Origin of the sequence: Microbacterium sp. LWH11-1.2, assembly GCF_038397745.1 — a bacterium.
GTDB lineage: Bacteria > Actinomycetota > Actinomycetes > Actinomycetales > Microbacteriaceae > Microbacterium.
The window spans coordinates 1,362,810-1,386,193 of sequence record NZ_CP151636.1 but is presented as its reverse complement, the minus strand read 5'-3'; the positions used below and the strand labels follow the sequence as shown (position 1 = coordinate 1,386,193).

Annotated in this window: 22 protein-coding genes; 11 read left to right on the top strand and 11 right to left on the bottom strand. The window is 69.1% G+C overall.

What is annotated here, in order from left to right; all coding sequences use genetic code 11:
• Positions 1-20 precede the first annotated feature (20 nt).
• The 4 genes from MRBLWH11_RS06590 (at position 21) to MRBLWH11_RS06575 (ending at position 5,899) form a co-directional block, all read left to right on the top strand.
• Complete coding sequence (locus tag MRBLWH11_RS06590; RefSeq protein WP_341947213.1) at positions 21-2,189, top strand: alpha-galactosidase; 2,169 nt, start codon at positions 21-23, stop codon at positions 2,187-2,189.
• A 77-nt stretch (positions 2,190-2,266) separates the two neighbouring features.
• On the top strand, positions 2,267-3,241 hold the full coding sequence (locus MRBLWH11_RS06585) for an ABC transporter permease subunit (protein WP_341947211.1): 975 nt from the start codon (positions 2,267-2,269) through the stop codon (positions 3,239-3,241).
• Entirely contained in the window at positions 3,238-4,215 is a 978-nt protein-coding gene (locus MRBLWH11_RS06580) for a carbohydrate ABC transporter permease (protein WP_341947210.1), read from the top strand. Before MRBLWH11_RS06585 ends, MRBLWH11_RS06580 begins: the two co-directional genes overlap by 4 nt.
• A gap of 52 nt (positions 4,216-4,267) precedes the next feature.
• Positions 4,268-5,899 carry an extracellular solute-binding protein gene (locus MRBLWH11_RS06575; protein ID WP_341947209.1) on the top strand — a complete coding sequence of 544 codons (1,632 nt, stop codon included), beginning with the start codon at positions 4,268-4,270 and terminating at the stop codon, positions 5,897-5,899.
• A gap of 102 nt (positions 5,900-6,001) precedes the next feature.
• Here the strand turns inward: MRBLWH11_RS06575 and MRBLWH11_RS06570 are convergent, their stop codons facing one another.
• Genes MRBLWH11_RS06570 through MRBLWH11_RS06560 form a run of 3 tightly spaced genes read right to left on the bottom strand, consistent with a single transcriptional unit; the run spans position 6,002 to position 10,633 of the window.
• Positions 6,002-7,168, bottom strand: coding sequence for an ROK family transcriptional regulator (locus tag MRBLWH11_RS06570; RefSeq protein ID WP_341947208.1), 1,167 nt, complete (start codon positions 7,166-7,168; stop codon positions 6,002-6,004).
• A 38-nt stretch (positions 7,169-7,206) separates the two neighbouring features.
• Positions 7,207-8,181, bottom strand: a complete 975-nt coding sequence (locus MRBLWH11_RS06565) for an acetylxylan esterase (RefSeq protein WP_341947207.1) — start codon at positions 8,179-8,181, stop codon at positions 7,207-7,209.
• Positions 8,171-10,633 carry a glycoside hydrolase N-terminal domain-containing protein gene (locus tag MRBLWH11_RS06560; RefSeq protein ID WP_341947206.1) on the bottom strand — a complete coding sequence of 821 codons (2,463 nt, stop codon included), beginning with the start codon at positions 10,631-10,633 and terminating at the stop codon, positions 8,171-8,173. Before MRBLWH11_RS06560 ends, MRBLWH11_RS06565 begins: the two co-directional genes overlap by 11 nt.
• A 171-nt stretch (positions 10,634-10,804) precedes the next feature.
• On the opposite strand from MRBLWH11_RS06560, the gene MRBLWH11_RS06555 reads away from it, so the two are divergent.
• Positions 10,805-13,270, top strand: a complete 2,466-nt coding sequence (locus MRBLWH11_RS06555) for a X2-like carbohydrate binding domain-containing protein (protein ID WP_341947205.1) — start codon at positions 10,805-10,807, stop codon at positions 13,268-13,270.
• A 76-nt stretch (positions 13,271-13,346) separates the two neighbouring features.
• Here MRBLWH11_RS06555 and MRBLWH11_RS06550 read toward each other — a convergent pair whose 3' ends face one another.
• The 7 genes from MRBLWH11_RS06550 to MRBLWH11_RS06520 all read right to left on the bottom strand — a co-directional run bounded on the left by MRBLWH11_RS06550 (position 13,347) and on the right by MRBLWH11_RS06520 (position 16,489).
• Complete coding sequence (locus tag MRBLWH11_RS06550) at positions 13,347-13,520, bottom strand: CsbD family protein (protein WP_116633633.1); 174 nt, start codon at positions 13,518-13,520, stop codon at positions 13,347-13,349.
• Positions 13,521-13,622: 102 nt separating this feature from the next.
• Positions 13,623-14,237 (bottom strand): hypothetical protein, encoded by a 615-nt coding sequence (locus MRBLWH11_RS06545; RefSeq protein WP_341947204.1) that lies wholly within the window; start codon positions 14,235-14,237, stop codon positions 13,623-13,625.
• Positions 14,234-14,818, bottom strand: a complete 585-nt coding sequence (locus tag MRBLWH11_RS06540; RefSeq protein WP_341947203.1) for a DNA/RNA endonuclease G — start codon at positions 14,816-14,818, stop codon at positions 14,234-14,236. The genes MRBLWH11_RS06545 and MRBLWH11_RS06540 overlap by 4 nt, the downstream gene beginning before the upstream one ends.
• Entirely contained in the window at positions 14,815-15,210 is a 396-nt protein-coding gene (locus MRBLWH11_RS06535) for a hypothetical protein (RefSeq protein WP_341947202.1), read from the bottom strand. Before MRBLWH11_RS06535 ends, MRBLWH11_RS06540 begins: the two co-directional genes overlap by 4 nt.
• Entirely contained in the window at positions 15,210-15,398 is a 189-nt protein-coding gene (locus tag MRBLWH11_RS06530; RefSeq protein ID WP_116633630.1) for a DUF2273 domain-containing protein, read from the bottom strand. The genes MRBLWH11_RS06535 and MRBLWH11_RS06530 overlap by 1 nt, the downstream gene beginning before the upstream one ends.
• On the bottom strand, positions 15,395-15,886 hold the full coding sequence (locus MRBLWH11_RS06525) for an Asp23/Gls24 family envelope stress response protein (protein ID WP_341947201.1): 492 nt from the start codon (positions 15,884-15,886) through the stop codon (positions 15,395-15,397). Before MRBLWH11_RS06525 ends, MRBLWH11_RS06530 begins: the two co-directional genes overlap by 4 nt.
• A gap of 144 nt (positions 15,887-16,030) precedes the next feature.
• Positions 16,031-16,489, bottom strand: a complete 459-nt coding sequence (locus MRBLWH11_RS06520) for an Lrp/AsnC family transcriptional regulator (RefSeq protein ID WP_341947200.1) — start codon at positions 16,487-16,489, stop codon at positions 16,031-16,033.
• A gap of 80 nt (positions 16,490-16,569) precedes the next feature.
• Here MRBLWH11_RS06520 and MRBLWH11_RS06515 point away from each other — a divergent pair, with 80 nt between their 5' ends.
• The 6 genes from MRBLWH11_RS06515 (at position 16,570) to MRBLWH11_RS06490 (ending at position 20,643) form a co-directional block, all read left to right on the top strand.
• A complete protein-coding gene (locus MRBLWH11_RS06515; RefSeq protein WP_116633628.1) occupies positions 16,570-17,187 on the top strand; it encodes a LysE family translocator in 618 nt (205 codons plus the stop codon).
• Positions 17,184-17,990 (top strand): thioesterase family protein, encoded by an 807-nt coding sequence (locus MRBLWH11_RS06510; RefSeq protein WP_116633627.1) that lies wholly within the window; start codon positions 17,184-17,186, stop codon positions 17,988-17,990. Before MRBLWH11_RS06515 ends, MRBLWH11_RS06510 begins: the two co-directional genes overlap by 4 nt.
• A gap of 137 nt (positions 17,991-18,127) precedes the next feature.
• A complete protein-coding gene (locus tag MRBLWH11_RS06505) occupies positions 18,128-18,649 on the top strand; it encodes a sigma-70 family RNA polymerase sigma factor (RefSeq protein WP_116633626.1) in 522 nt (173 codons plus the stop codon).
• Complete coding sequence (locus tag MRBLWH11_RS06500; RefSeq protein WP_341947199.1) at positions 18,646-19,341, top strand: zf-HC2 domain-containing protein; 696 nt, start codon at positions 18,646-18,648, stop codon at positions 19,339-19,341. Before MRBLWH11_RS06505 ends, MRBLWH11_RS06500 begins: the two co-directional genes overlap by 4 nt.
• A gap of 37 nt (positions 19,342-19,378) precedes the next feature.
• A complete protein-coding gene (locus MRBLWH11_RS06495; RefSeq protein ID WP_341947198.1) occupies positions 19,379-19,915 on the top strand; it encodes a hypothetical protein in 537 nt (178 codons plus the stop codon).
• Positions 19,916-19,953: 38 nt separating this feature from the next.
• A complete protein-coding gene (locus MRBLWH11_RS06490) occupies positions 19,954-20,643 on the top strand; it encodes an SGNH/GDSL hydrolase family protein (RefSeq protein ID WP_341947197.1) in 690 nt (229 codons plus the stop codon).
• Here MRBLWH11_RS06490 and MRBLWH11_RS06485 read toward each other — a convergent pair whose 3' ends face one another.
• Positions 20,644-23,109, bottom strand: a complete 2,466-nt coding sequence (locus MRBLWH11_RS06485; RefSeq protein WP_341947196.1) for a glycoside hydrolase family 2 protein — start codon at positions 23,107-23,109, stop codon at positions 20,644-20,646.
• Positions 23,110-23,384 lie beyond the last annotated feature (275 nt).

The window sequence follows — 23,384 nt, the reverse complement described above, 5'->3', positions numbered from 1 at the left end:
CGAACCCGGATGATTAATTCATGACGTCAAGTATCAGCCTCTCCCGCATCGACGCGGTCGGGAATCCCGCCATCGCGCACCTCCGTCGCGGAGGCGTCAGCGTGGTGTTCGCGAACGATGCGTTCGGAGCACCGGCTCTCGTGCACTGGGGCCGGGCACTCGACGACGCCGACGTCGCCGGCTTGCTCGCCACCGCGACTACCGCCGTGATGAACGCCTCGATCGACATCCCGCGGTCGTTCTCGATCGCCGCCGGCCGCGCGCACGGGTGGTCCGGAACGCCCGCGATCGAGGCGGACGCCGCGGATGCCGTGATCGACGGCTTCACGCTGATCGACACGGATGCCGAGGGACTGCGGGTGCGCTTCACGCTCCGTGATGCCGCCTCGCTCACCGAAGCCGTGTTCTCCTACGAGCTGGACGCGTCCGGCATCCTCCACACCGCGATCGAGATCCGCAACACGACGAACGACCGACCCATCGACATCCGCGCCGCCCGCGTGCTCCTCCCCCTCCCCGCCCGCGCCGCAGAGGTGCTCGACTTCTCCGGTCGCTGGACGAACGAACGCCTCCCGCAGCGCTCGACGATCCACGACGGCACCTGGCTGCGCTCGTCGCGCCGGGGCCGACCCGGTCACGACGCGTCGATGCTCACCCTGGCCGGCACCCCGGGATTCCGCTTCCGCGACGGGGAGATCTGGGCGACGCACCTCGCGTGGAGCGGCAACCAGGAGACCATCGTGGAGCGCCTCCCCGAGGGAGCCGGCGTGCACCGCTCGGTCCTCGGCTCCGGCGAGCTGGTCGACGCCGGAGAGGTGCGCCTCGAACCCGGAGAGACCTACCGATCGCCCGACGCGCTGTTCGTCTGGAGCGACGAGGGCATCGACGGCGTCACCGCCCGCCTGCACGCCTCGATCCGCTCCCGCGCCGGCCACCCCCTCTCGCCGCGCCCGCTGCTACTGAACACCTGGGAGGCGGTCTACTTCGACCACGACCTCGAGAAGCTGTCCGCTCTCGCCGCCTCGGCCGCCGAGCTGGGCGTCGAGCGGTTCGTCCTGGACGACGGCTGGTTCCGCGCCCGCCGCGACGATCACGCGGGCCTCGGAGACTGGTTCATCGACGCGGACGTCTGGCCCGCCGGTCTGCGGCCGCTGTCCAACAGGGTGCACGAGCGGGGGATGCAGTTCGGCCTCTGGTTCGAGCCCGAGATGGTGAATCCCGACTCCGACCTCGCGCGCACGCATCCGGACTGGCTTCTCGGCGAATCGCGGCTGCTGGAGTCCCGCCATCAGTTCGTGCTCGACTTCTCCCGCGACGAGGTCGCCGCGTACGTGCTCGAACGCCTCGACGAGGTCATCACCGACGCCGCCGTCGACTTCGTGAAGTGGGACCACAACCGCGATCTGCACGCCTCGCTCGGCGCCGGCGGCGAGCGCCGGGCCCGGGCGCACACGCAGGGCGTTTATCGCGTGCTGGACGAGCTGCGCCGACGGCATCCGCGGCTCGAGATCGAGTCATGCGCGAGCGGCGGCGGGCGCGTCGACCTCGGCATCCTCGCGCGTACCGATCGCGTGTGGGCGTCGGACTGCAACGATCCGATCGAGCGTCAGAGCATCCAGCGCTGGACGCAGACCCTGCTGCCCCCCGAACTGATCGGCTCCCATGTGGGGCCTACCGAGTCGCACACCACGCACCGCCACGCGTCGTTCTCGTTCCGCGCGGTCACCGCGCTCTTCGGCCACGCCGGGATCGAGTGGGACATCGACGAGGCATCGCCGGAGGAGCGTCAGGCGATCGCCGCCTGGGCCGCGCTGTACAAGGAAGTGCGCGGCCTGATCCACACCGGCGTCACGGTACGCGCCGACGCGGTCGACGACGGCGCTCTGCTGCACGGCGTCGTCGCGCACGATCGTCGCGAGGCGCTGTTCGCGTGGGTGCGCACCGCGACGAACGGCGTGGCGCACACGGCACGCGTGCCAATCCCCGGGCTCGATCCGCGCACCCTCTACCGCGTGCGGGTACGCGAAGAGGTCGGTGCCGCGAGCCGGCACGAGGTCGACGATCCGGCCTGGCTCCGCGCCGACGACGACCTCCTCTGCACCGGCGCCGTGCTGGAGCAGGGCCTGCCGCTGCCCGTGCTCAACCCCAGCCAGGGAATGCTGCTGCACCTCCAGGCCGTCGAGGCCTGAGCCTCGCCTGAATGGGTTGCGCTCGGCCCCAGGCAGAGTTATATTACGATGTAAAGTAATCCACCCGAGAGGTAGCCATGACGCTCAGTGTCGAGCATGACCTCTCCGCCGAGACGGCGGAGACGCCGGCCCCGGCTCCCCGACGGCGCTCCCGCTTCGTCCGGAGTCTGCGCCGCTACTGGCAGCTGTATCTGCTGCTCCTGATCCCCATCATCTGGTTCATCGTCTTCCGCTACATCCCGATGGCGAACGCCGTGATCGCGTTCAAGAACTACAACCCGATCGACGGCGTGTGGGGCAGCCCCTGGGTCGGCTTCGACAACTTCACGAACCTCTTCCGCAACCCGGTGTTCCCGCGGCTCGTCGGAAACACGTTCCTCCTGGCCGGCTACACGCTGATCGCGAGCTTCCCGCTGCCGATCATCCTCGCGCTGGCCCTCAACGAGGTGCGACTGCGCTTCTTCACCCGCACGGTGCAGCTCGTCACCTACGCGCCGTACTTCATCTCGACCGTCGTGGTCGTCTCGATGACGATCCTGCTGCTCTCCCCGAGAGTCGGGCTCCTCGGCAGGACGTTCAGCTTCTTCGGCGCCGGACAGGTCGATCTCCTCGCCGATGCCGACTTCTTCCGCCACATCTACGTCGCGACCGACATCTGGACCACGACCGGATACTCGGCGGTCATCTACCTCGCCGCCCTCGCCTCGGTCGACACGTCACTCTACGAGGCGGCCAAGATCGACGGCGCGACCCGCCTCCAGAAGATCTGGAACGTCGACATCCCCGCCCTGCTGCCGACCGCGACCATCATCCTCATCCTGGGTGTCGGCAACATCATGGCGATCGGATTCGAGAAGGCGTTCCTTCTGCAGAACGCGCTCAACCTGTCGACCTCGGAGATCATCCCGACGTACGTCTACAAGACCGGCATCCTGAACGCGAACTTCAGTCTGGGAGCGACCATCGGGCTCTTCAACGCCCTGATCAGCCTCGTGCTGCTGGTGGTCGTGAACGGCGTCTCCAAGCGAGTGACGGGAAACGGACTGTGGTGACCACGATCAACACCGAGGCCCTCCTCACCGAGGAGATCGTCGTCGCGAAGAACAAGAAGCTCCGTCGGCGGCACGACCCCAGGATGCGCGGTGTGAAGGTCAAGGAGACCAGGGCCGATCGCGTCTTCATCGTCGCGGCCTACATCCTGCTCTCCGTATTCCTTCTGGTGGTGCTGCTGCCCCTGCTGAACATCCTCGCCAGCTCGCTGTCGAGCCCGCAGGCCGTGTCGTCCGGGCGCGTGCTGTTCTGGCCCGTCGAGTTCACCTTCCGCGGATACGAGGAGGCGCTCGGCAACCCGGCGATCCTGCGCGGTTTCGGCAACTCGATCTTCTACACCGTCGCCGGCACCGCCATCAGCGTGCTCGGCACGGTCGCGATCGCCTATCCGCTGTCGCGGATGCAGCTCGTGGGACGCAAGGTCATCACCGGCGGCGTCGTCTTCACGATGCTGTTCAGCGGCGGCGTGATCCCGATGTACCTGGTGGTGCAGTCGCTCGGCCTGCTCGACACGCGCTGGTCGATGCTGCTGCCGAATGCCATCGGCGTCTGGCAGGTGATCATCGCGATCGTCTACTTCCGCTCCGCCGTTCCCGACGAGGTGTACGAGGCGGCGCAGCTCGACGGCGCGAGCGAACTCCGCATCCTGTGGACGGTCGTGCTGCCGCTGGCCAAGCCGTTGATCGCGGTGATCGCCCTGATGTACGCGATCATGCAGTGGAACTCGTACTTCGACGCCCTGCTCTACCTGCGCGACGCCGACCTGCAACCGCTGCAGCTCGTGCTGCGTGGCCTGCTCATCCTTAACGACTCCGGCGGCGGCGGCGACGTCGCCGAGCAGCTGCGACGCCGCGAGCTCGCCGATCTGCTCCGCTACTCGACGGTCGTGATCGCGACCATACCGATGCTCGTCGCCTACCCGTTCGTGGCGAAGTACTTCAACAAGGGCATCATGGTCGGCGCCGTCAAGGGCTGACCCCCACAGACCCACCACATCACCCATTAACCGGGCAAAGGAGATTCCGGCAATGAGACACAGCATCATCAGAGGGGTGGCCGCCGCAGGCGTGCTGGCCCTGGCGACGGCGGCGCTGGCCGCCTGCACGTCGCCGAGTGACGACGACAACGGCCAGCTGGTCGCGTTCGGCCCCCAGGGCGACAACGGCTCGCTCGAGGACAACGCGTTCACCCAGCTGGTCGAGAAGAAGTTCGACATCGACTTCGACTGGCAGACCACGACCTACGACGGCAGCGTCGCGGGCGAGAAGCGGCAGGTCTCGCTCGCGAGCGGCGACTACCCCGACGCGTACTTCCTCGTGCCGTGGGTCGACGCCTTCTCGCGCAGCGAGGTGATGAAGTACGGGCAGCAGGGAGTGCTGGTCCCGCTCGAGGACCTGATCGACGAGTACGCCCCCAACCTCAAAGAGCGCTTCGAGGAGAAGCCCGACTGGAAGCAGTCGGTCACCGCGCCCGATGGGCACATCTACGCGATCACGCAGTTCACCGAGTGCTTCCACTGCAGCTACCCCTCGAAGCTGTGGATGAACACCACCTGGCTCGACAAGCTCGGCCTGGAGCAGCCGACGACCACCGAAGAGCTCCGGGAGGTGCTGCGGGCGTTCAAGAACGACGACCCCAACGGCAACGGCAAGGCCGACGAGGTCGCGCTCAGCGCATCGGCATCCGAGCCCGTCATCAACTACTTCTTGAATGCGTTCGCCTACGCACCGTACGGCAGCCCCTCGAGTCCGCCGCCGATGGTGATGGACGGCGGCAAGGTCGAGCTCTCGGCGACGTCGGACGGCTGGCGGGCGGGTCTGCAGTACATCGCATCGCTCGCCGAGGAGGGCTTGATCGACACGGCGTCCTTCACGCAGAACGGTGAAGCGCTGCGCGCCCTCGGCGACAACGCGGAAGCCGAGATCCTCGGCGCGGCAGCAGTGCTGCACCCGTACGAGATCGTCACGGCCGACTCTCCCGACGGACGAGACAAGCACTACGACGCGGTGGCTCCCGTGAAGGGCCCGGACGGCACGCAGTTCGCCACCTTCCGCTCGCAGGTCAGCCCGCTCGGCATGTTCGCCCTCACGAACAAGTCGACCGAGGACGAGCGCGTCAAGGCGATCAAGCTCATCGACTACCTGGTGACCGACGAGGGCGACCGGCTCGGCGCGATGGGACCGGAGGGCGAGGCCTGGGTTCCGGCCGAAGACGGCGACCTCGCCCTTGACCCCGAGCTCGAGCCGACGTTCAAGCCGCTCACCTATGACGAGACGTCCAACGCCTCATGGCGCTCGATGGGCCAGTACTGGGACTCGCTCGAGTACCGCAACTCGCAGGTCGTGCCGGAGGACGTCTACTCCCCCGACGGCTACGAGCGCCGTCTGCTCGAGGCGACGCAGCTGTACGAGCCGTTCGCGCCCGACGAGGAGCTGCTGTTCCCCGACAACAAGCTGTGGCCCGACCCCGACACCTCGGCGGAGATCGCCGAGCTGCAGACGAACATCGCGACCTACATCACGCAGGCGCAGGCGGAGTTCGCCACCGGTCAGCGCGACATCGACGACGACGGCGCCTGGCAGGCCTACATCGACGACCTGAACGGTCTCGGCGTCGAGCGCTACCTCGAGCTGCAGCAGAAGCTGTACGACGCGCTCTGATCACGAGAGCGGTGACTGCCCGGCGGGATGACCCCGCCGGGCAGTTCTGTGTCCGGGACGGATGCCGGGACTTCGGTCCCCGGACGCTGCGGATGCTGCGCGTCAGAGCACGAGGGACTGGATCGCGGCCGCGGCAGCGCCGCGGGCCCAGTCCTCGAAGGTGTGCGGGCGCACCACGATGCGGCAACGCGCGGCCGCGCCGAAGGCATGCGCTTCGAAGGCGCTGCGCAGCGTCGCGTCGTAGAGGTCGAAGTTCGACACACCCTCGCCGCCGATGATGACCAGCTCGGGTCCGGTGAGGTTGACCAGCGTCGCGATGGCCGTGCCGATGATGGCAGAGGCCTCCTGGAACGCGGCCTCCGCAGCCCGATCGCCGTCGTGCGCGAGTCGCACGGCTTCGTCGATCGCAACCGGCCGACCGTGCGCGGCCGACACCGCGGCCTCGATCGCGGCGGTCGATGCGACGGCCTCGACGCAGCCCTGTCGTCCGCACGGGCAGATCCGCTGCGGGTCGGCGAGCGGGAGATGGCCGATCTCGCCAGCGACGCCGTACGCACCCGTGACGACCTGACCGTTCAGGTGCAGACCGCTGCCGATGCCGCGCCCGATCGTGACGATCGCGAACGACGCCGTGCCGAGGCCGACCCCGAACCAGTGCTCGCCGACTGTCAACGCGTGCACGTCGTTCTCGAGGGTCACAGGCCTGCCGAGCCGCTCCTGCAGACGTGCGCCGAACGGCTCGTCCCGCCAGCCCATGATCGCCGATTCGCGCACGACTCCGGCCTGGGTGTCGACATCGCCGGAGACCGAGACGCCGAGACCGGCGATCGCGGCGGAGCGATCGCCGAGGGCGGCTTCGAGCACGCCGACGACGTCGAGGATCGCCTCGAGCACGGCATCCGGATCGTGCTGCGGGAGCCGCCGGCGCTCGACCGCCAGCACGGCGGTGCCGAGGTCGGTCGCGACGGCGATGATCTCGTCGACGTTCACCTTCACGCCGAGCATGATCATCGCCTCGGAGACGATCGAGACGGGGGCGACCGGGCGTCCGGGATTCCCGTCGCGGTGCGCGGCCGGGGGCGCGTCGACAAGGCCGGCGGCGACGAGCGGCGAGACCGCCTTGGTCACGGCGGCCTGCGAGAGCCCGGTGTGCCGCGCGATGTCGATGCGGCTGATCGGGCTGCGCGTGAGGATCGTCGCGAACACCTTCGACCCGGCATCCGAGGCGGAGCGTATCAGGGAGGTGCGTGCGGCGGTGTCGTGGTCCATCGAATTCCTCAGTCGTTATCGGCTACGGTAGCGAATCCTCAGGCCCGCCGTGCGGAGGACGAGCCCCCGGGTGCCAGGTGCGTCGCCGCGAACTCCAGTGCGTTCTCCTCGTCGAGGTCGCCGCCGGCCTCATGCCCGTTGTAGGGCCAGAGCACGATCTGCTTCTCGCCGGCGTACGCCGTGAACGCGGGGAGGACGGATGCCGGGGGCGTGATGCCGTCGCGCAGACCGGTGCTGAGGATCGCGGGAGCGGTCGCGCGCTTGGCGTGGTTGACCCCGTCGAAGTAGCGCAGGGTGTCGAGGGCCGTCGCGGTGTCGAGGCGCCGGTCGGCGAAGTACTGCGTGAGGAGCGCATACGGCTCCTCGGCGCTCAGGTCGGCCGCGCGGTTGAGTTCGCACAGGAAGGGCGCCTGGATGATCGCGACCGCGAGATCCGGCACCAGCCCCGCGATCGCGAGGGCGATGCCGCCGCCCTGGCTCGCCCCGACGACGCCGACGCGCGTGGCGTCGACCGCCTCCAACGATCGCAGGGCCTCGACGGCACGGACGGCGTCGGCGTAGACCCGTCGGTAGTAGTACTCCCGCGGCGAGCGCAGACCCCGGGTGAGGAAGCCGCCGGCGGACGGTCCGCCCTCGGGGTGATCGTCGTCGGTGTCTCCGTGCCCCTGGCCTCGCGCGTCCACCACCAGGTGGGCGTATCCGGCGGCGGCCCAGCGCAGATCGCGCAGCGCGTGACCTCGTCCGTTGCCGTAGCCGAAGAGCTGCACGAGTCCCGGCAGCGGTTCCGTCGCACCGTGCGGCACGCGGAGCCAGGCGCGGATGCGCGTGCCGCCGAATCCGCGGAACGTCACCTCGAAGACGTCGATCACCGTCAGCCGGGTCTCGCGCGGCTCGATCGTGACGTCGAGCGGGAAGCGCCGGGTCTCGGCGAGCGTCTCTGCCCAGAAGTCATCGAAGTCGCTCGGCTCGGTCTGGGTCGTCGGCATGTCGACGGTCGTCGTCTCACCGCGCATCGGCGGATCCTCCCACCACGGCGTCGGCGACGTCGCGCACCGGCACGTCGAACACCCCTCCCGCGGCGATGGTCGGCGACAGTCGCACGCCGTCGTGCTCGATGACCACGTCGCGGTCTTCGTCGAGCCGGTTGCGCACCTGCGCCTCGCTCAACCGCCCGTCGCTCCACGCCAGGTCGACCTCGAGGCCGGTGCGCGCCCGGATGCCCTGCACGTCGCCCTCGCGCCAGTCCGACGGGAGCGCGGGCAGCAGCCGCACGACGCCGCCATGGCTCTGCACCAGCAGCTCGGCGATCGACGCGGGGAACCCGAGGTTCGCATCGATCTGGAACGGCGGATGCGTGCTGAACAGGTTCGGCAGCAGTCCGCCCCACTCCGAGCCGTCGACCGGGCCGTGCCGCATGGCATCGCCGTCGAACGCCGTGAGGGCCTCGTCCAGCAGCGACGCCGCGGTCTCGCCGTCGCGCATCCGCGCGCGCAGCGCGATCTTCCACGCCCAGGACCAGCCCATCGCGCCGGGACCGCGGGCGTCGAGCAGGCGGATGCCGGCATCGAAGAGCTCGGGCGTGCGCTCGCGCGTGGTCACATCGAGCGGGTGGATGCCGATGAGCGGCGTCATGTGGCGGTGGAGCGGTTCGACCTCGACGACATCCTCCGACCATTCGCCGATCCGGCCGTCGGCGCGGACGATCACCGGCGCGAGGTGCGCGAGCGCCTCGTCGAGCTCGGCGTGCAGCGCGGCGTCGTCGATCTGCAGCACGTCGATCGCCGTCCGTGCGCGTTCGAAGAGGCTCTGCAGGAGCAGGAGATCGGATGCCGACGTGAGACCGATCGCGGTCCCCTCGCCGTCGGCGGCGAAGAAGGAGTTCTCCGGGGAGGTCGACGGCGACGTGCGCAGTCGACCGTCGGCATCCGGCACGAGCCAGTCGAGACCGAACTCGGCGGCACCGCGCAGCAGCGGCCAGATGCGGGTGCGCAGCAGTTCGCGGTCGCCGCCGAACTCGTACGCGTCCCACAGGCTGTGCGTGAGCCAGACGCCGCCCATCATCCAGATCGCCCAGCTCGGTGCACCGTGGCCCCCGCCGACCGGCAGTGCCCAGCCCCACAGGTCGGAGTTGTGATGCCCGACCCATCCGCGGGCGCCGTACAGGTCGCGGGCGACGTCGGCGCCGTTGCGGGCGAGCTTCTCGACCATGCCGAGCAGCGGCTCGAACGCGTCGTCCATGCCGAGCACAGGGGCGGCCCAGTAGTTCATCTCGGTGTTGATGTTGATGGTGTAGTTCGACGACCAGGCCGGCTGGAGCTCGTCGTTCCAGATGCCCTGCAGGTTCGCCGCCGGGCCTCCGCTCCGCGAGCAGGAGGCGAGCAGGTAGGCGCCGAACTCCGCGATCACGGTGGCCTTCAGCGGCAGGTCGGGTCCGCGCAGGATGTCTCGGTCGACGTCCCACGTGCCTTCCCGCCGGCCGCCGATCGCGAACCTCGCCGGAGTCGCGCGCCGTCGATCGGCCACGTGCTCCTCGAACAGCGCCGACGCGCCGCGGTGGACCGCGGCATCCGCCTGTTCCCCGGCATGGTTCCGGATCGTCTCACGCGAGACGCTCCGCCCCTCCTCGTCCTCGCCGGCCCACCACGACGCGGCGCGGGACGATGTGGAGAGGGCGATCAGCAGCCGGCGGGCTCCACGGAGGGTGACGCCCTCGGGCGTCCGCTCCGCGAGTCCATCGGTGCTCCAGGCGACGGCGACGGCCGCGAAGGCGTCGAACGCCTCGGAGTCGTCGCCGGCGTAGGTCAGGGGCGGTTCGACCGCCGTCTCGTGCAGCGGGGCGCCGTCGATCGGCGCCACGATGTCGAGGGTGATCCCGCTCAGGTCCGGCAGAACCGCCGAGCCCGCGTCGCGCAGGGGCGTCCGCAGGGAGACGGATGCCGTGAACGCGGCATCCGCGGTGATCTCGATGATCAGGGCCCGAGCGGGGGCCGAGATCCAGGACCGTCGGCGCACGGTGCCGCCGGGGATCGTGAGCGTCTCGGTGACCGCCGCCTCATCGAGGTCGAGCACGCGGGCAGGCGCGACAGCCTCGGCGCCGTCGATGTGCACGTCGAGGTCGGCGAGCGGCAGGAACTCCTGCGAGTACGGGCCTTCGAAGGCCATGAGCAGGTCCTCGGCCTCGCGGGTGCGGCCCTCGTCGAGAGCGGCGCGGACGCGGGAGAGACGCTCGGGGCCTGCCCCGGCAGCGAGCACATCGCGCAGGGCGTCGGCAGGCCCGTCGGGCGTGCCCGACCACACGGTCGCGTCGTTGAGCGCATAGCGGCCGGACGCGCCGCCGAACAGCATCGCGCCGATGCGGCCGTTGCCCAGCGGCGTGGCCTCGTTCCAGTTCGATGCGGGGCGATTCCACGCCAGGCGCAGCGTTCCTGCGGGACGAAAACGGGACTCGGGAGTGGGGAGCGGCATGGTCTTCCTTGACGAGATGGCTGCTTGCAATACGAGACTAATCGTGATTAATTACCGACGTCAAGTAATTTGCGGCGGCTCCGATGCTGGACGAAGTAGCCGCTGCCGAACCTTCTGGGGGCTGCGCGAAGACGCGCGGGGTTCACCGTCGAACCGCCATGAGAGGAAGACATGATCCACAACGATCGCCCGACCACGAGGCTGCGATGGCCGGCCGTTCTGGCCGCCGCCACCCTGGCGCTCGGCCTGGGCACGGCCTCGGCTCAGGCCGCCGAAACTCCGGCGGCATCCGCACCGTCCGCGGCGTCCGCCGCCACGACGGTCGCCGCCACCACGTCGACTGACGAGCCACTGGGCTCGCGGCCGTACATGGGCTGGAGCAGCTACAGCATGCAGGTCTACGCCGGGAACGGCCAGGCCTGGATCAGCGCCGACCAGATCATCGCGCAGTCCGACGCCATGCACGAGAAGCTGCAGCAGCACGGGTACGAGTACATCAACATCGACGCCGGCTGGAACGGCGGTGTGGATGAGAACGGCCGCCCGGTACCGAGCACGACTCTCTATCCCGATGGTCTGCAGGCCGTCATCGACCACGTCCACGCCAACGGCCAGAAGATCGGGCTGTACTTCATCCCTGGCATCTCGGCCGAGGTGTACGAGGCGGAGCTGCCGATCGCCGGCGCCCCCGAGTGCACGACCGGCGACGTCGTGAAGCGCCCCCTCCAGCAGGCCGACTACTGGGGCATCGGGCATCGCATCGACTTCTCGACCCCTTGCGGACAGGCCTACATCGACTCGATCGCCGGCATGCTCGGCGAATGGGGCATCGACTTCGTCAAGTTCGACAGCGTCACCCCGGGCTCCGGGATCGGCGACCTGTCGATCGACGCCCGTGACGACGTCGCGGCCTGGTCGCAGGCGCTCGAGCGCAACGACATCTGGTTCGAACTCTCGTGGGCCCTCGACATCCGCTACGCCGACTACTGGAAGGAGCATGCGAACGGTTGGCGCGTCGACTGGGACGTCGAGTGCTACTGCGAGAACGACGCGCTCACCACGTGGGACAACATCTCGCGCCTGTTCCCGAAGGCCGCCGAGTGGTGGCGGCACGCCGGCCCCGGCACGGGATGGAACGACTTCGACTCGCTCAACGTCGGCAACGGCTCGATGGACGGCCTGACCAAGGACGAGCGCCGCACCGCTGCGACGTTCTGGGCCGTGGGAGCTGCGCCGATGTATGTCGGCAACGACATGACGAACCTCGACGAGTACGGACTGGAGCTGCTGACCAACGACGAGGTCATCGCGGTGAACCAGGCGGGGCGTCCCGCACACCCGGTCTCGACGGCGACGCAGCGACAGACCTGGTACGCGGTGAATTCCGACGGATCGGTGACCGTGGCCGTGTTCAACCTCGGTCGCACCGACGCAGACATCACGATCCCGTTCGCCGACATCGGCATCGACGGCTCTGCGAAGATCCGCGATCTGTGGCGCAAGAAGAACCTCGGCAGCGCAACCGGCGAGTTCGTCGCCGAGGACGTGCCGATCCACGGCACGCGCCTGTTCACCTTCACGCCCGCGAAGAAGAGCACGATCACCCTCAACGACGACGACGCGCGGCTGCTCTACGACGGCGATTGGGGCCGCAACGGCGGCTATGAGGTCCCGGCACGTTCGCAGGCGCTGACGGTGTCGGTCTTCGACTCCGCGCAGGGCGGCGAGGCACCCGAGACCGGCGCATCGAACGTGGTCAGCGTCAACAACGACGGCCCGGGCATCGTGTACGGCGGCACCTGGAGCCGAAGCGCCGGTCGGGGCATGGGCGACTACCAGGACGACGTGCAGTACAGCGAGGCCGACGGATCGTCGTTCGAGTACTCCTTCGTCGGCACCGGCATCGACTGGGTGACCGAGACTCACTCCTCGCAGGGTGAGGCGGATGTCTATCTCGACGGCCAGCTCGTCGACACGGTCGACACGTTCCTGGCCGAAGGTCGCGGCGTGCAGCAGGTCGTCTACAGCGTGCGCGATCTGCCGAACGGCAGTCACACTCTCCGGGTGGTGAAGAAGTCCGGACAGTTCATGCTTCTCGACAAGCTCGACGTCATCCAGGAGGGCGTGCTCGACGTCGACCACGTGGCGTTCGACCGCGCGGAGCCGGCGGATGCCGTGGTGACACTTGGGCGCGACCCGGGCGAGCTGCTCGGTGTGTTCCGAGACGGCACCGCCCTCGTGGCGGGAGCCGACTACACGGTCGACGGCCGCGAGGTGGCCATCGGTGCCGCACTGATGGGTTCGTTCGCCGACGGCGACACGGCGTTGGAGTTCCGCTTCCGCGGCGATCTCCGCGACGACGTGCACTGGTCGAGCGTCGACGGCGCGTCCGTCTCGCTCGGCTTCACCGGTTCGAAGGTCACGCTCACGGGTGCGATCGGACCCGACCAGGGCACCGCCGAGGTCTACATCGACGGCGAGCTGGTCGACACGATCGATCTGCACGGCGATGCGCGGCTCACCCGTCAGGAGCTGTTCACGAGCGGCGACCTGCGCAAGGGCGAGCACACGATCAAGATCGTCAAGACGTCGGGTGACGTCCTGACGATCGACGGACTGTCGTACGTGACCCGCTGAGAGAACGACGGCCGACAGGAGAATGCCGGGGTGGGCAGGGTCTCCCCCGCCCACCCCGGCACTCAGGTCGCCGTGATCACTTCTTGAAGGCGTCCTTGATGTTCTCGCCGGCCTGCTTGACGTCGGACTTGGCCTGGTCGGCCTTGCCCTCGGCGACGAGCTTGTCGTTGTCGGTCGCGTTGCCGATCGCCTCCTTCGCCTTGCCGGCGATGTCCTGAGCGGCGTTCTTGATCTTGTCATCGAGTCCCATGGGGGGCTCCTTTCCTTGTGGTGATCATGACGTCGGGATGATCCCCCGACGCCTCATCGACGTGCCGCGCAGCGACCGGCGATAAGTCTGGGTGGAGGCGACTCAGGAGAGCCGACGCTGATCGTGCGCGAGACGCGCGCGGAGACCGGTGTGGATCGAGACGTAGGTCTCCGTCTCGCGTCCGGTCAGGGCGGCGAGGTTGGTGAGCAGACGATCGAGGTGATCGACGACCTCGCGGGGATCCGTGTTCTGCCGCGGCGTGACGGCCACGTGCAGCACGGGCCGGCTCTTGATGTCATTGGCCGTGACGCTGGACGACAGGATCTCGTCGCGTGACGCCAGCGAGTTCTTCACGGCATCCGATACGAACGACTCGGTGACGGTGACCCGACCGAGCGGATTCTGCGCACCCGACGAGCGGAAGACGGTCTTCGAGCGGCGACCCGCGATGCTCGTGAGCGCGAGGATCAGCAGCACGACGACGACGAGGACCGCGGCGACCGCGGCGACCGCGACCCACGAGAGGGAGCCGCCCGCGATGACGGATGCCGCGATCGCATGGTCGAGCCAGGAGCGCGCGTCCTCTCCGGCGGCCGTCCAGACGTCGGCCGCAGTGGGCCAGCTCATGATCGCGATGCCGACCGCCCCGAGCGCGAGGAACAGCAGTCCGATGATCAGCAGCAGCGTGCGGTTGAGTGCACGATTCGTGGCGTTCACAGCGAGTCCTCCTTCTCGTCCGGACGCTCGATGCGGATCCGCGTGCGAACGTTCCTGGTCAGCCGGTATGTCTGCAGCTCCGCCTCGGCGGCCGACTGCACGGCGCTCTTCTCGAGCGGGACGCCGGCGCCGGGGCGCAGGGTCACGTCGACGCTGCGGTGGCCGACGCCGACGGTGATGTTCTCGCGAGCGAGGCCCGTCTCCTCCGACAGGTGCTGAGCCAGGGCGCTCGCGATGACGCCGTTGTCGACGACGACCGCGCGGTCGCCCGCGTCGATGGTGTGCTTCGACAGACGCCCGGGGGCGACGGCGAGCCACACGAAGACCACGCCGATGAGGGCGAGGATCACGCTGCCCGCGACCACCGCTCCGGCGGGCTGAGCGGTCGGAAGTCCGACCAGCCATCCGCCCGCGGCGGCGGGACCGAGGAGGAGCGCGGGCTGGGCAGCGAGGCTCAGCACGATCTCCAGCCCGATGTACGCGAGGGCCAGGATCAGCAGGATGACGGCGACGAACGTCGCGACGGTGCGCGGCGAGTGCGTCTCGCGTCGGACGACGCGGCGCAGGACCGGGGTGCTCATCGCACTCGTCTCCTTTCGGGGATGGCGGCACCGGTGATGGTGAGGGTGATGCGCGTCACCTCACGGCCGAGGATGCCCGAGAGCCGCTCCTGCAGCTGCTCCTGGAGATGACGTGCCCGGTCGAGCACGGGCATCCCTTCGGCGATCGCGGCGGTGTCGTCGAGATCGGGCACGGGGAGCGGCGTCGCGATGCGGACGGCGATCCCCGCGGGGTGTTCGGCGACATCGACCTTCACGTCACCGCGGGGCACGCCGATGAGGGTCGCGGACGCCTGCTCGGTGACCGTGCGGTACACGCGCTCTCTCACGTCGATGCGGCCTCGGACGGCGTCCCCTCCGGTGGCGACCCCCGCGGGACCGCCACCGGGGGCGAGGTGCTGGTCGACGCGCATCAGGAGGTGCGCCGCCCTGTGAAGGCGTCCGCGAGTCCGCGGACGTCGATCTTGCCGGAGGCGATCCGGCCGACGATCGCACCGATGCCGGCGAACAGGGCCATGAGGAGGAATCCCCAGAACCCGAACAGCAGCGCCGCGAGAGCGAGGAGAGCGCCGATCAGGGCGCCGGTGACGGTGGGACTCATGAGACTCGCGACTCCTCGTTCTCCTGGTTGTCGGTTCCGGGCACGTGCACGTCGTTGACCTCGACGTTGACCTCGACGACCTCGAGGCCGACGAGTCGGCTGATGGCGCCGGCGACGGCGGCCCGCACGTTGCTCGCGACCTCCTGGATCGGGGCGGGGTACTCGACGACGATGGTCAGGTCTGCGGCGGCCTGTGTCTCGCCGACCTCGACCTTGACGCCCTGGGCGAGGTCGGTCGCGTTGATCACGTCGCGGATCGCACCGAAGGCGCGCGCTCCGCCGCCACCGAGCGCGAACACGCCGGGGACCTCACGAGCGGCGATGCCGGCGACCTTGGCGACCACGCCGTCGGCGATGACCGTCTTTCCTGCGGCATCCGCGTCGGCGGGGATCCGGGACGTCGAGAAGCTCGAGGACCGATCCACGCGTGAGGCGGAGGTGGCGGGCTTCTCGGCGGGGGCGGCGGTGTTCTGGTCCTGGTTTGCCATGACGGGTCCTGTCTCGATCTGTGTGCCGGCCACCGGCCCCTGGGGGGCTTCGACCGGGAGCGATTTCCTCGCTCACAGGTAAGACGGGCGGTCCCGCCGATTCGTCACGAATCAGTCCGACGACGTCGGGGAAACCGGCCGGCGTCAGCCGTCCAGCGGGAGCGAGCGGTCGTCGACGACCGAGCGCATCACCATTGTCGTGTTCAGCCGCTGCACCCCGGGAAGCGCGCTCAGCCGCTCGTCGTAGATCTGCTGGAAGTGGTCGAGATCCCGCGCGACGACGCGAAGGAGATAGTCCGGCTCTCCGAACAGCCTGTCGGCATCGAGGATGTACGGGATCGCCGCAACGGCTTCTTCGAACGTGGCGATGACGTCTCGGGTGGACTCCCGCATGGTGACGAACACGAGCGACTGGAAGCCGAAACCGACCGACGCCGGGTCCACGTCGGCACGGTAGCCGACGATCACGCCGTCGCGCTCGAGTTCGCGCAGCCGACGATGACAGGGAGACATCGTCAGCTGCACGCGCTCGGCGAGTTCGGTGAGGGTCTGCCGGCCGTCACGCTGGAGTTCGGAAAGAATCTTCCTATCGATGGCATCCATACGATGATCCTTCCACGATAAGCCCCCGCAGGGAAGGAATTTGGAAGCACCTTCGCCCTCATCGCCAATAGCCTTTCCCCATGAGTTTCGCCGCACTGCTGGCCTTCTGGGGCGTCTCCGCACTCTTCGTCATCACCCCCGGAGCGGACTGGGCCTACGCCATCACCGCGGGGCTGAACCGCCGGGTGCTGCCCGCCGTTGTCGGGCTGCTCACCGGCCACCTCGTCGCCACCCTGATCGTGGCCGCCGGTGTCGGCGCGATCGTGATGAGCATTCCGGGCGCCCTGACCGTGCTCACGATCGTCGGCTCCCTCTATCTCATCTGGCTCGGCATCAGCACCCTGCGGCATCCCTCCGTCGTGCGTCCCAGCGACGATGCGGCTTCCGGCTCGGCCTGGCGCTGGTGGCTCAAGGGCTTCGGTGTGAGCGGGTTGAACCCGAAGGTTTTCCTGCTCTTCCTGGCGGTGCTCCCGCCGTTCACCGACGCCGATGCTCCCTGGCCCCTGGCGGTGCAGATCACCGTCCTCGGGTTAGTCCACATCGTGAGCTGCGCGGCGATGTACCTGGCGGTCGGGTACGGTGCGAATCGGATACTTCACTCCCGGCCCACCGCAGCGCGTGTCGTCAGTCGGGTGTCCGGCGTCGCCATGATAGCCATCGGTCTGTTCCTCGTCATCGAGAGGCTCCTCCACCCATGACCTCCGTCGAAACCCCCCTCGTGACTCCGGCCTACTTCGAGCCGATCGATCCGATCACCTTCCGCGCGACCTCCGGGGTGCAGGGCGCATGGAACACCGCGGAGCAGCACATCGCTCCCGCACTGGGGCTGCTCACCCATGTCCTCGAGACCGACCACCGCGCGCGTCATGGCTCCCCCCTCTCGCTCGCTCGCATCTCCTTCGACATCCTCGGCACGCTGGCCATCGACGCGGTCGAGACGCGGACGCACGTCATCCGTCGCGGGCGCACGATCGAACTGTCCGAGGCGGTGCTCAGCCAGGACGGCCGCGCGGCCGTCATCGCCCGCGGCTGGTTCCTCGCGGACTCCGACACCGAGGACGTGTCGGCATCCGCCCTGTCGCCGATCCCCTCCCGCGCGGACATGGCGCCGTGGGATGCGTCCGAGATCTGGCCGGGAGAGTATGTCACGACCGTCGACGTCCGGCGGGATGAGGAACGGCCGGGGCGCGCCCGATTCTGGATGCGGCCGAAGATCTCCCTGATCGCCGGCACGGCGGTCAGCACCACCGCGCGGATGCTGGGACTGGTCGACATCGCGAACGGCGTCACCCCGCTGATCGCACCGACCGTGATGGCGTTCCCGAACGTCGACCTCACCGCTCATCTGTTCCGCGCCCCGGTGAGCGACTGGATCGGCTTCGACACCACCGTCAGCTTCGGGCCCCGCGGTCACGGTCTCACGCATACCGTGCTGCACGACGACGTCGGGCCGATCGGCACGGTCCAGCAGTCGCTCACGCTGCGCGTGAATTCCCTCTGAACCTTTCGCCCACCCGTGTCGTCTCTTCCTCGGAGGGTGCGTTTCCGCGCACCGGAGACGGGGGATGACATGGGGAAGCGGACGGTCGCGATGACTCGCAGAACCGCGGAAAGACGGCTCGAGGTGCGCGCGCACCGATGAACGACTTCCCAGCACCGACGGATGCCGATCGGCTGCTGCGAACCGCTCACGACCGTTATTCCGGAATGCTACGTGGCTTCGTGATCTCGCTCCCCTACGACGCCGCCCTCGCCGACGACGTCGTTCAGGAGACGCTCCTGCGCGCGTGGCAGAACCCCGAGATACTGACCAGGCCCGAGCCCGTGATCCGGGCATGGCTGTGCAGGGTCGCGCGCAATCTCGTCACCGACGATCTGCGCAGCGCCCGCCGGCGGCGGGAGGTCGTGGTGGAAGCCCTCCCCGAGGGGGCGCACGACGACGACACCGACCGCCTCTTCGAGCGCTGGGTCATCGCCGAGGCCCTGTCGACCCTTCCCGCCGACCACCAGGCCGTCATCAGCGGCGCCTATCACGGAGGCAAGAGCGTCGCCCAGCTCGCTGACGACTTCGGCATCCCCGCCGGAACCGTGAAGTCACGTCTGCACTACGGCATGCGGGCGCTCCGCCTCGCCCTGCAGGAGAGAGGCGTCGTGTCATGACCGACGATGAGTACACCGAGTGGGATGCCGCGTACGTGCTCGGAGCGTTGAGCGTGACCGAGCGCCGGCAGTTCGAACGACACGTCTCCGGATGCCGTTCGTGCCGGCAGTCGGTGAGCGAACTCGCTCCCCTGCCCGCGCTGCTCGCCGCCGCCCCCGCGCCGGCCGTCCGAGCGGCGGCGCCCGCGGATGCCGCGGCATCCGATCTCCCCTCGTTCGCCGCGCTGGCCGATCGCGTACGCGACGGGAGGCGGAAGAGCCGGATGCTGCTCGCCGCGGCCGCCGTCGGACTGATCCTCCTCGGCGGAGCGGCCGGCTACGGCGTCACCCTGGGCCTCCGCACTCCCGCGGTCGTCGCGGTCGGAGAATCCGTGCGCCTCGACCCGGTCGGGAACAGCGGCGTGCGCGCCGACCTGTCGCTCACGGGGGAACCGTGGGGCACGCGACTCGACTGGTCGTGCTCCTACCCGCCCGGCATCGCGCCCGACCACGACTACGACGACGCCGACCGGGACTACGAGCTCGCGGTCGTCGACGCCACCGGCATCCGCACAGTGGTCGCGACCTGGAAGAGCGACGGCGGGCCCCGCACGACCGGGCTCTCCGCGGCGACCTCGACCCCGCTCGACGAGATCTCCCGGATCGAGCTGTCGGCAGCATCCGGCATCCTGCTCGCCGTCGCCCCGCGCTGACCCACGACCACAACGCCATCACCACCGGAGGAAGAACATGTCCACTCGCTCTGAGATCGCCCACGCCGCCCCCGCACGCTCCGCGCTCGACGCCCCTTCGGCACGCGTCTTCGGCGGCCTCACCCGGATCGCGCTCGGATTCGTCTACCTGTGGGCGTTCATCGACAAGCTCTTCGGCCTCGGTGTCGCCACGCCGCCGGAGGGATCCGTGCTGGCGGGGCAATCGCCGAGCGCCGGATACCTGGGCCACACCGAGGGTGCACTCGCGGGTGTCTTCCGTTCCATGGCCGGCAACCCGGTCGTCGATGTGCTGTTCATGCTCGGCCTCGGCGCCGTGGGCGTCGCGCTCGTCGCCGGCGTGTGCCTGCGTCTCGCCGCCGTCGGCGGCACGCTCGTGATGGGCGGCATCTACCTCAGCGCGCTGCCCCTCTCGAACAACCCGATCGTCGACGAGCACCTCGTGTACATCCTCGTCGGCTGGCTCCTCGCCGAGATCGGCGCCGGATCGATGATCGGTCTCGGTGCCTGGTGGCAGTCGCAGCCGTTCGTGCGGGGCCGCCGCTGGCTGTCCTGACGTCCCATCCGTCGAGCGCTCGGCGACGAACAAGAGGCATGCGCCGTCTCCGATCGCTCGCATCCGTCGTCGCCCTCACCCTGGGCCTCTCGGCCTGCAGCACCGTGCCCGTGCCGACACCCGATGCCTCGCCGACCTCCGGGAGCGGACCGCTCGTCGCCTTCTACGGAGACTCGTACACACTGGGCACGGGCGCGAGCGATCCGTCGCTGCGCTGGTCGACGATCATCAGCGCCGACCGCGGGTGGAGCGAGTTCAACCCGAGCGTCAACGGGCTCGGCTTCGTCAACCACCGCCTGGACTTCGACGAGGACGACCTCCCCGAACTCGTCATCGAAGCGCAGCCCGACATCGTCTTCGTGACGATGGGCCTGAACGACACCTTCAGCTTCGATCGGCGCGCCGACCTGATCCGCGACACCATCACCGACGACCTCACCCGCATCCGCGATGCTCTGCCGGAGGCGCGGATCGTGGTCGTCGAGCCGTTCTGGTACACCGAGGAGCGCCCCGAGTCCCTCGAGACCATCATCGGCTGGGTCGAGGCAGCGGCCGCAGCCATCGACGCCGACCGGATCCCGGGCGCGAGCCACTGGCTCGACGGACACCACGCCGGGTCCGAGGACAGCTGGATGGCGTCCGACGGGCTGCATCCGTCCGACGTCGGGTATGCCCACCTGGCCGAGCAGATGGATGCCGCCCTGGAGAAGCTCGATCCGCCGCTCTGATCAGAGAGCGGTCGCCGCCACCACCTCGTTCACGGTGCGCAGCACCGGGGACGACCCCAGCGCCTCCGCATCGAGCGGCTTCGGCGAGGTGATGGTGATCCGGATCGGCTCTCCGGGGATCACGTCGATGTCGGCGTCGTCGGTCCACGCCTCGGCCACCAGCCGATCGGGGAACAGGCAGAGACCGCGGACGAACTCCCCCGCCGCGATGTCGACCGTCTGCTGACCGTCACGCCATTCTCCGACCTCGACGCGAAGGACCGCGTCCTGCAGCGCGAGCTCCTTGTCCTCGACGAACACGTGGCTCGTCGCTCGCGCACCCGAGACCTCGACGCGCACGACCTCGCGTCGCGGGTCGTCGGGCGTGGCCACATCGGCATCGAGCGGCTCCCCCACGCTGTCCAGCGCGGGAACCGTGAGCGAGACCGCCTGCTCGGCGAGCACGGTGCCGTCGAACGCGAGGCGACGGATGCTGCCCGCCACCGTCCAGTCCTCGATCGAGTCGTTGACCGCGACCAGCATCAGGGTCCCGTCGGGCATCGGCTGCACGGTGACGATGCGCTCGGCGTTCGACCGGCGCAGGCCGTGCCAGAGCGGCTTGCGGCGCCCGTCGCCGTCGACCGCGGCCCAGGACGTCACGGGCCAGCAGTCGTTGAGCTGCCAGACGATCGTGCCCATGCAGTGCGGACGCTGCGAGCGGTAGCGCTCGATCGCGAAGACGATGGCGCGCGTCTGGTTCAGCTGCGTGAGGTAGTGCCAGTCCTCCATCGACTGCGGCTCGGGCAGGTGCGGCTCCATGCCGCGGGCGAGCTTCTCGTTGCCGTCCGCAGCCTTCTGGTGCAGCAGCATCCCGGGCGACTCCGGCGTGAGGGGCTGGTCGTGAATCGAGCGCGTGAGCGTCGACCACGTCGGCGGCCCCTGGAAGCCGAACTCCGAGACGAAGCGCGGCTCGTAGTCGGCGTAGGTCGTGTAGTCGACGCGGTTCCAGACGTCCCAGATGTGCACGTTGCCGCGGTCGAAGTCGTTCGGGTGGAACTCCATCGACCCCGAGAACGGGCTGCCCGGCCAGTAGGGCGTCATCGGGGCGAGCTCGGCGACGATCGGGGGAAGGATCTCGGTGTAGTAGCCGAGGCCCCAGGTGCGGTCGCCGACCTCGTCCTGCCAGTTCCAGTCGAACCAGCCCCAGATGTTCTCGTTGCAGCCGTTCCAGAGCACCAGGCTCGGGTGCGTCGAGAGGCGCAGCACGTTGTCGTGCGCCTCGGCGACGACCTCGCTGCGGATCGGCTCCTCCTCGGGGTACGCGGCGCACGCGAAGAGGAAATCCTGCCAGGTCAGCACCCCGAGCTCGTCGCAGATGTCGAAGAACTCGTCGCGTTCATAGATGCCGCCGCCCCACACGCGCAGCAGGTTGAGATTGGCGCCGATGGCCTGGTCGATGCGGGCGCGATAGCGCTCCTCGGTCAGACGCGAGGGGAAGCAGTCGTCGGGGATCCAGTTGGCGCCGCGGATGAACAGCGGGATGCCGTTGATGATGAAGGTGAACTTGGAGCCCGACTCGTCGTCCGACGTGTCGAGCTCGACCGTGCGGAAGCCGACCCGGCGGGTCCAGGAGTCACGGGCGGTCTCGCCGTCGTGCAGCGACACCTCGAGCTCGTACAACGGCTGCTCGCCCATGCCGCGCGGCCACCAGACGGCGGCATCCGGCACGCGCACCTCGGCGTCGACGGATTCACCGCTGACGGGCACCTCGACCTGCTGACCGCCGATCGAGACCGTGATCACGCGACCCGTGGCGTCGGCATCCGTCGTCTCCAGCAGCGCGGTCACGCGCACGACGCCCTCGTCGCCGTCGAGGGTGAGCACGGGGCGCACCTCGGCGAGCCGCGCGCCCGACCACGACTCGAGCCGCGCGTCCTTCCAGATGCCGGCCGTGACGAGTTGGGGTCCCCAGTCCCACCCGAAGTTCGCGGCCATCTTGCGGATGAACCCGAACGGCGTCGGGTACGCATTCGGCAGGTCGCCGAGCTCGGCGATCACGCCCTCCGCATACTCCCACGCGGAATCGAAGACGACTTCGAGCTCGTTCGCTCCCGCGTGCAGTCGATCAGTGACGTCGAAGCGGTAGGTGCGGTGCTGGTTGAACGTGCGCCCGACCTCTTCGCCGTTCAGCGTCACGGTCGCGACGGTGTCGAGGCCGTCGAAGACCAGCTCGGTGCGCTCCTCACCGGCATCCGCCCACTCGATGGTCGTGCGGTACGCCCAGCGTGTGTGACCGATCCACTCGTCCTTCAGCTCGTTCAGGTCGAGGTACGGATCGTCGATCAGTCCGGCCGCGAGGAGGTCGGTGTGCACGGTTCCGGGGACGGTCGCGGGGATCGAATCCGGCAGCGCGGCCGCGGGGGTGCCGGCATCCGGGGCGACGGCGCGGAGCGTCCATCCGTGAGTGAGGGAGGAGACCAGAGGCACGACGGACCTGCTTTCTGTGGGGGATGCCGTCATTCTTCCAGGTGCGTCCCGCGAGGGAGTGTCGTGCACCTCGTCGGTGACGTCGACGACCTCACAGAGCACGATCGGTCCGGCAGGTGGTCGACTCCGAGGCCTCGACCGGGGAATACCCTGAGTGCGATTGTGTTGGATACCCTAGGGGGGTATTCTTCCGGCACGAACGAGTACGTCGACGAACAGCCGGGCCTGACCCACCGTCCGTCCCAGCCCGGCTCGACCCGGGCGCATCCGAGCAG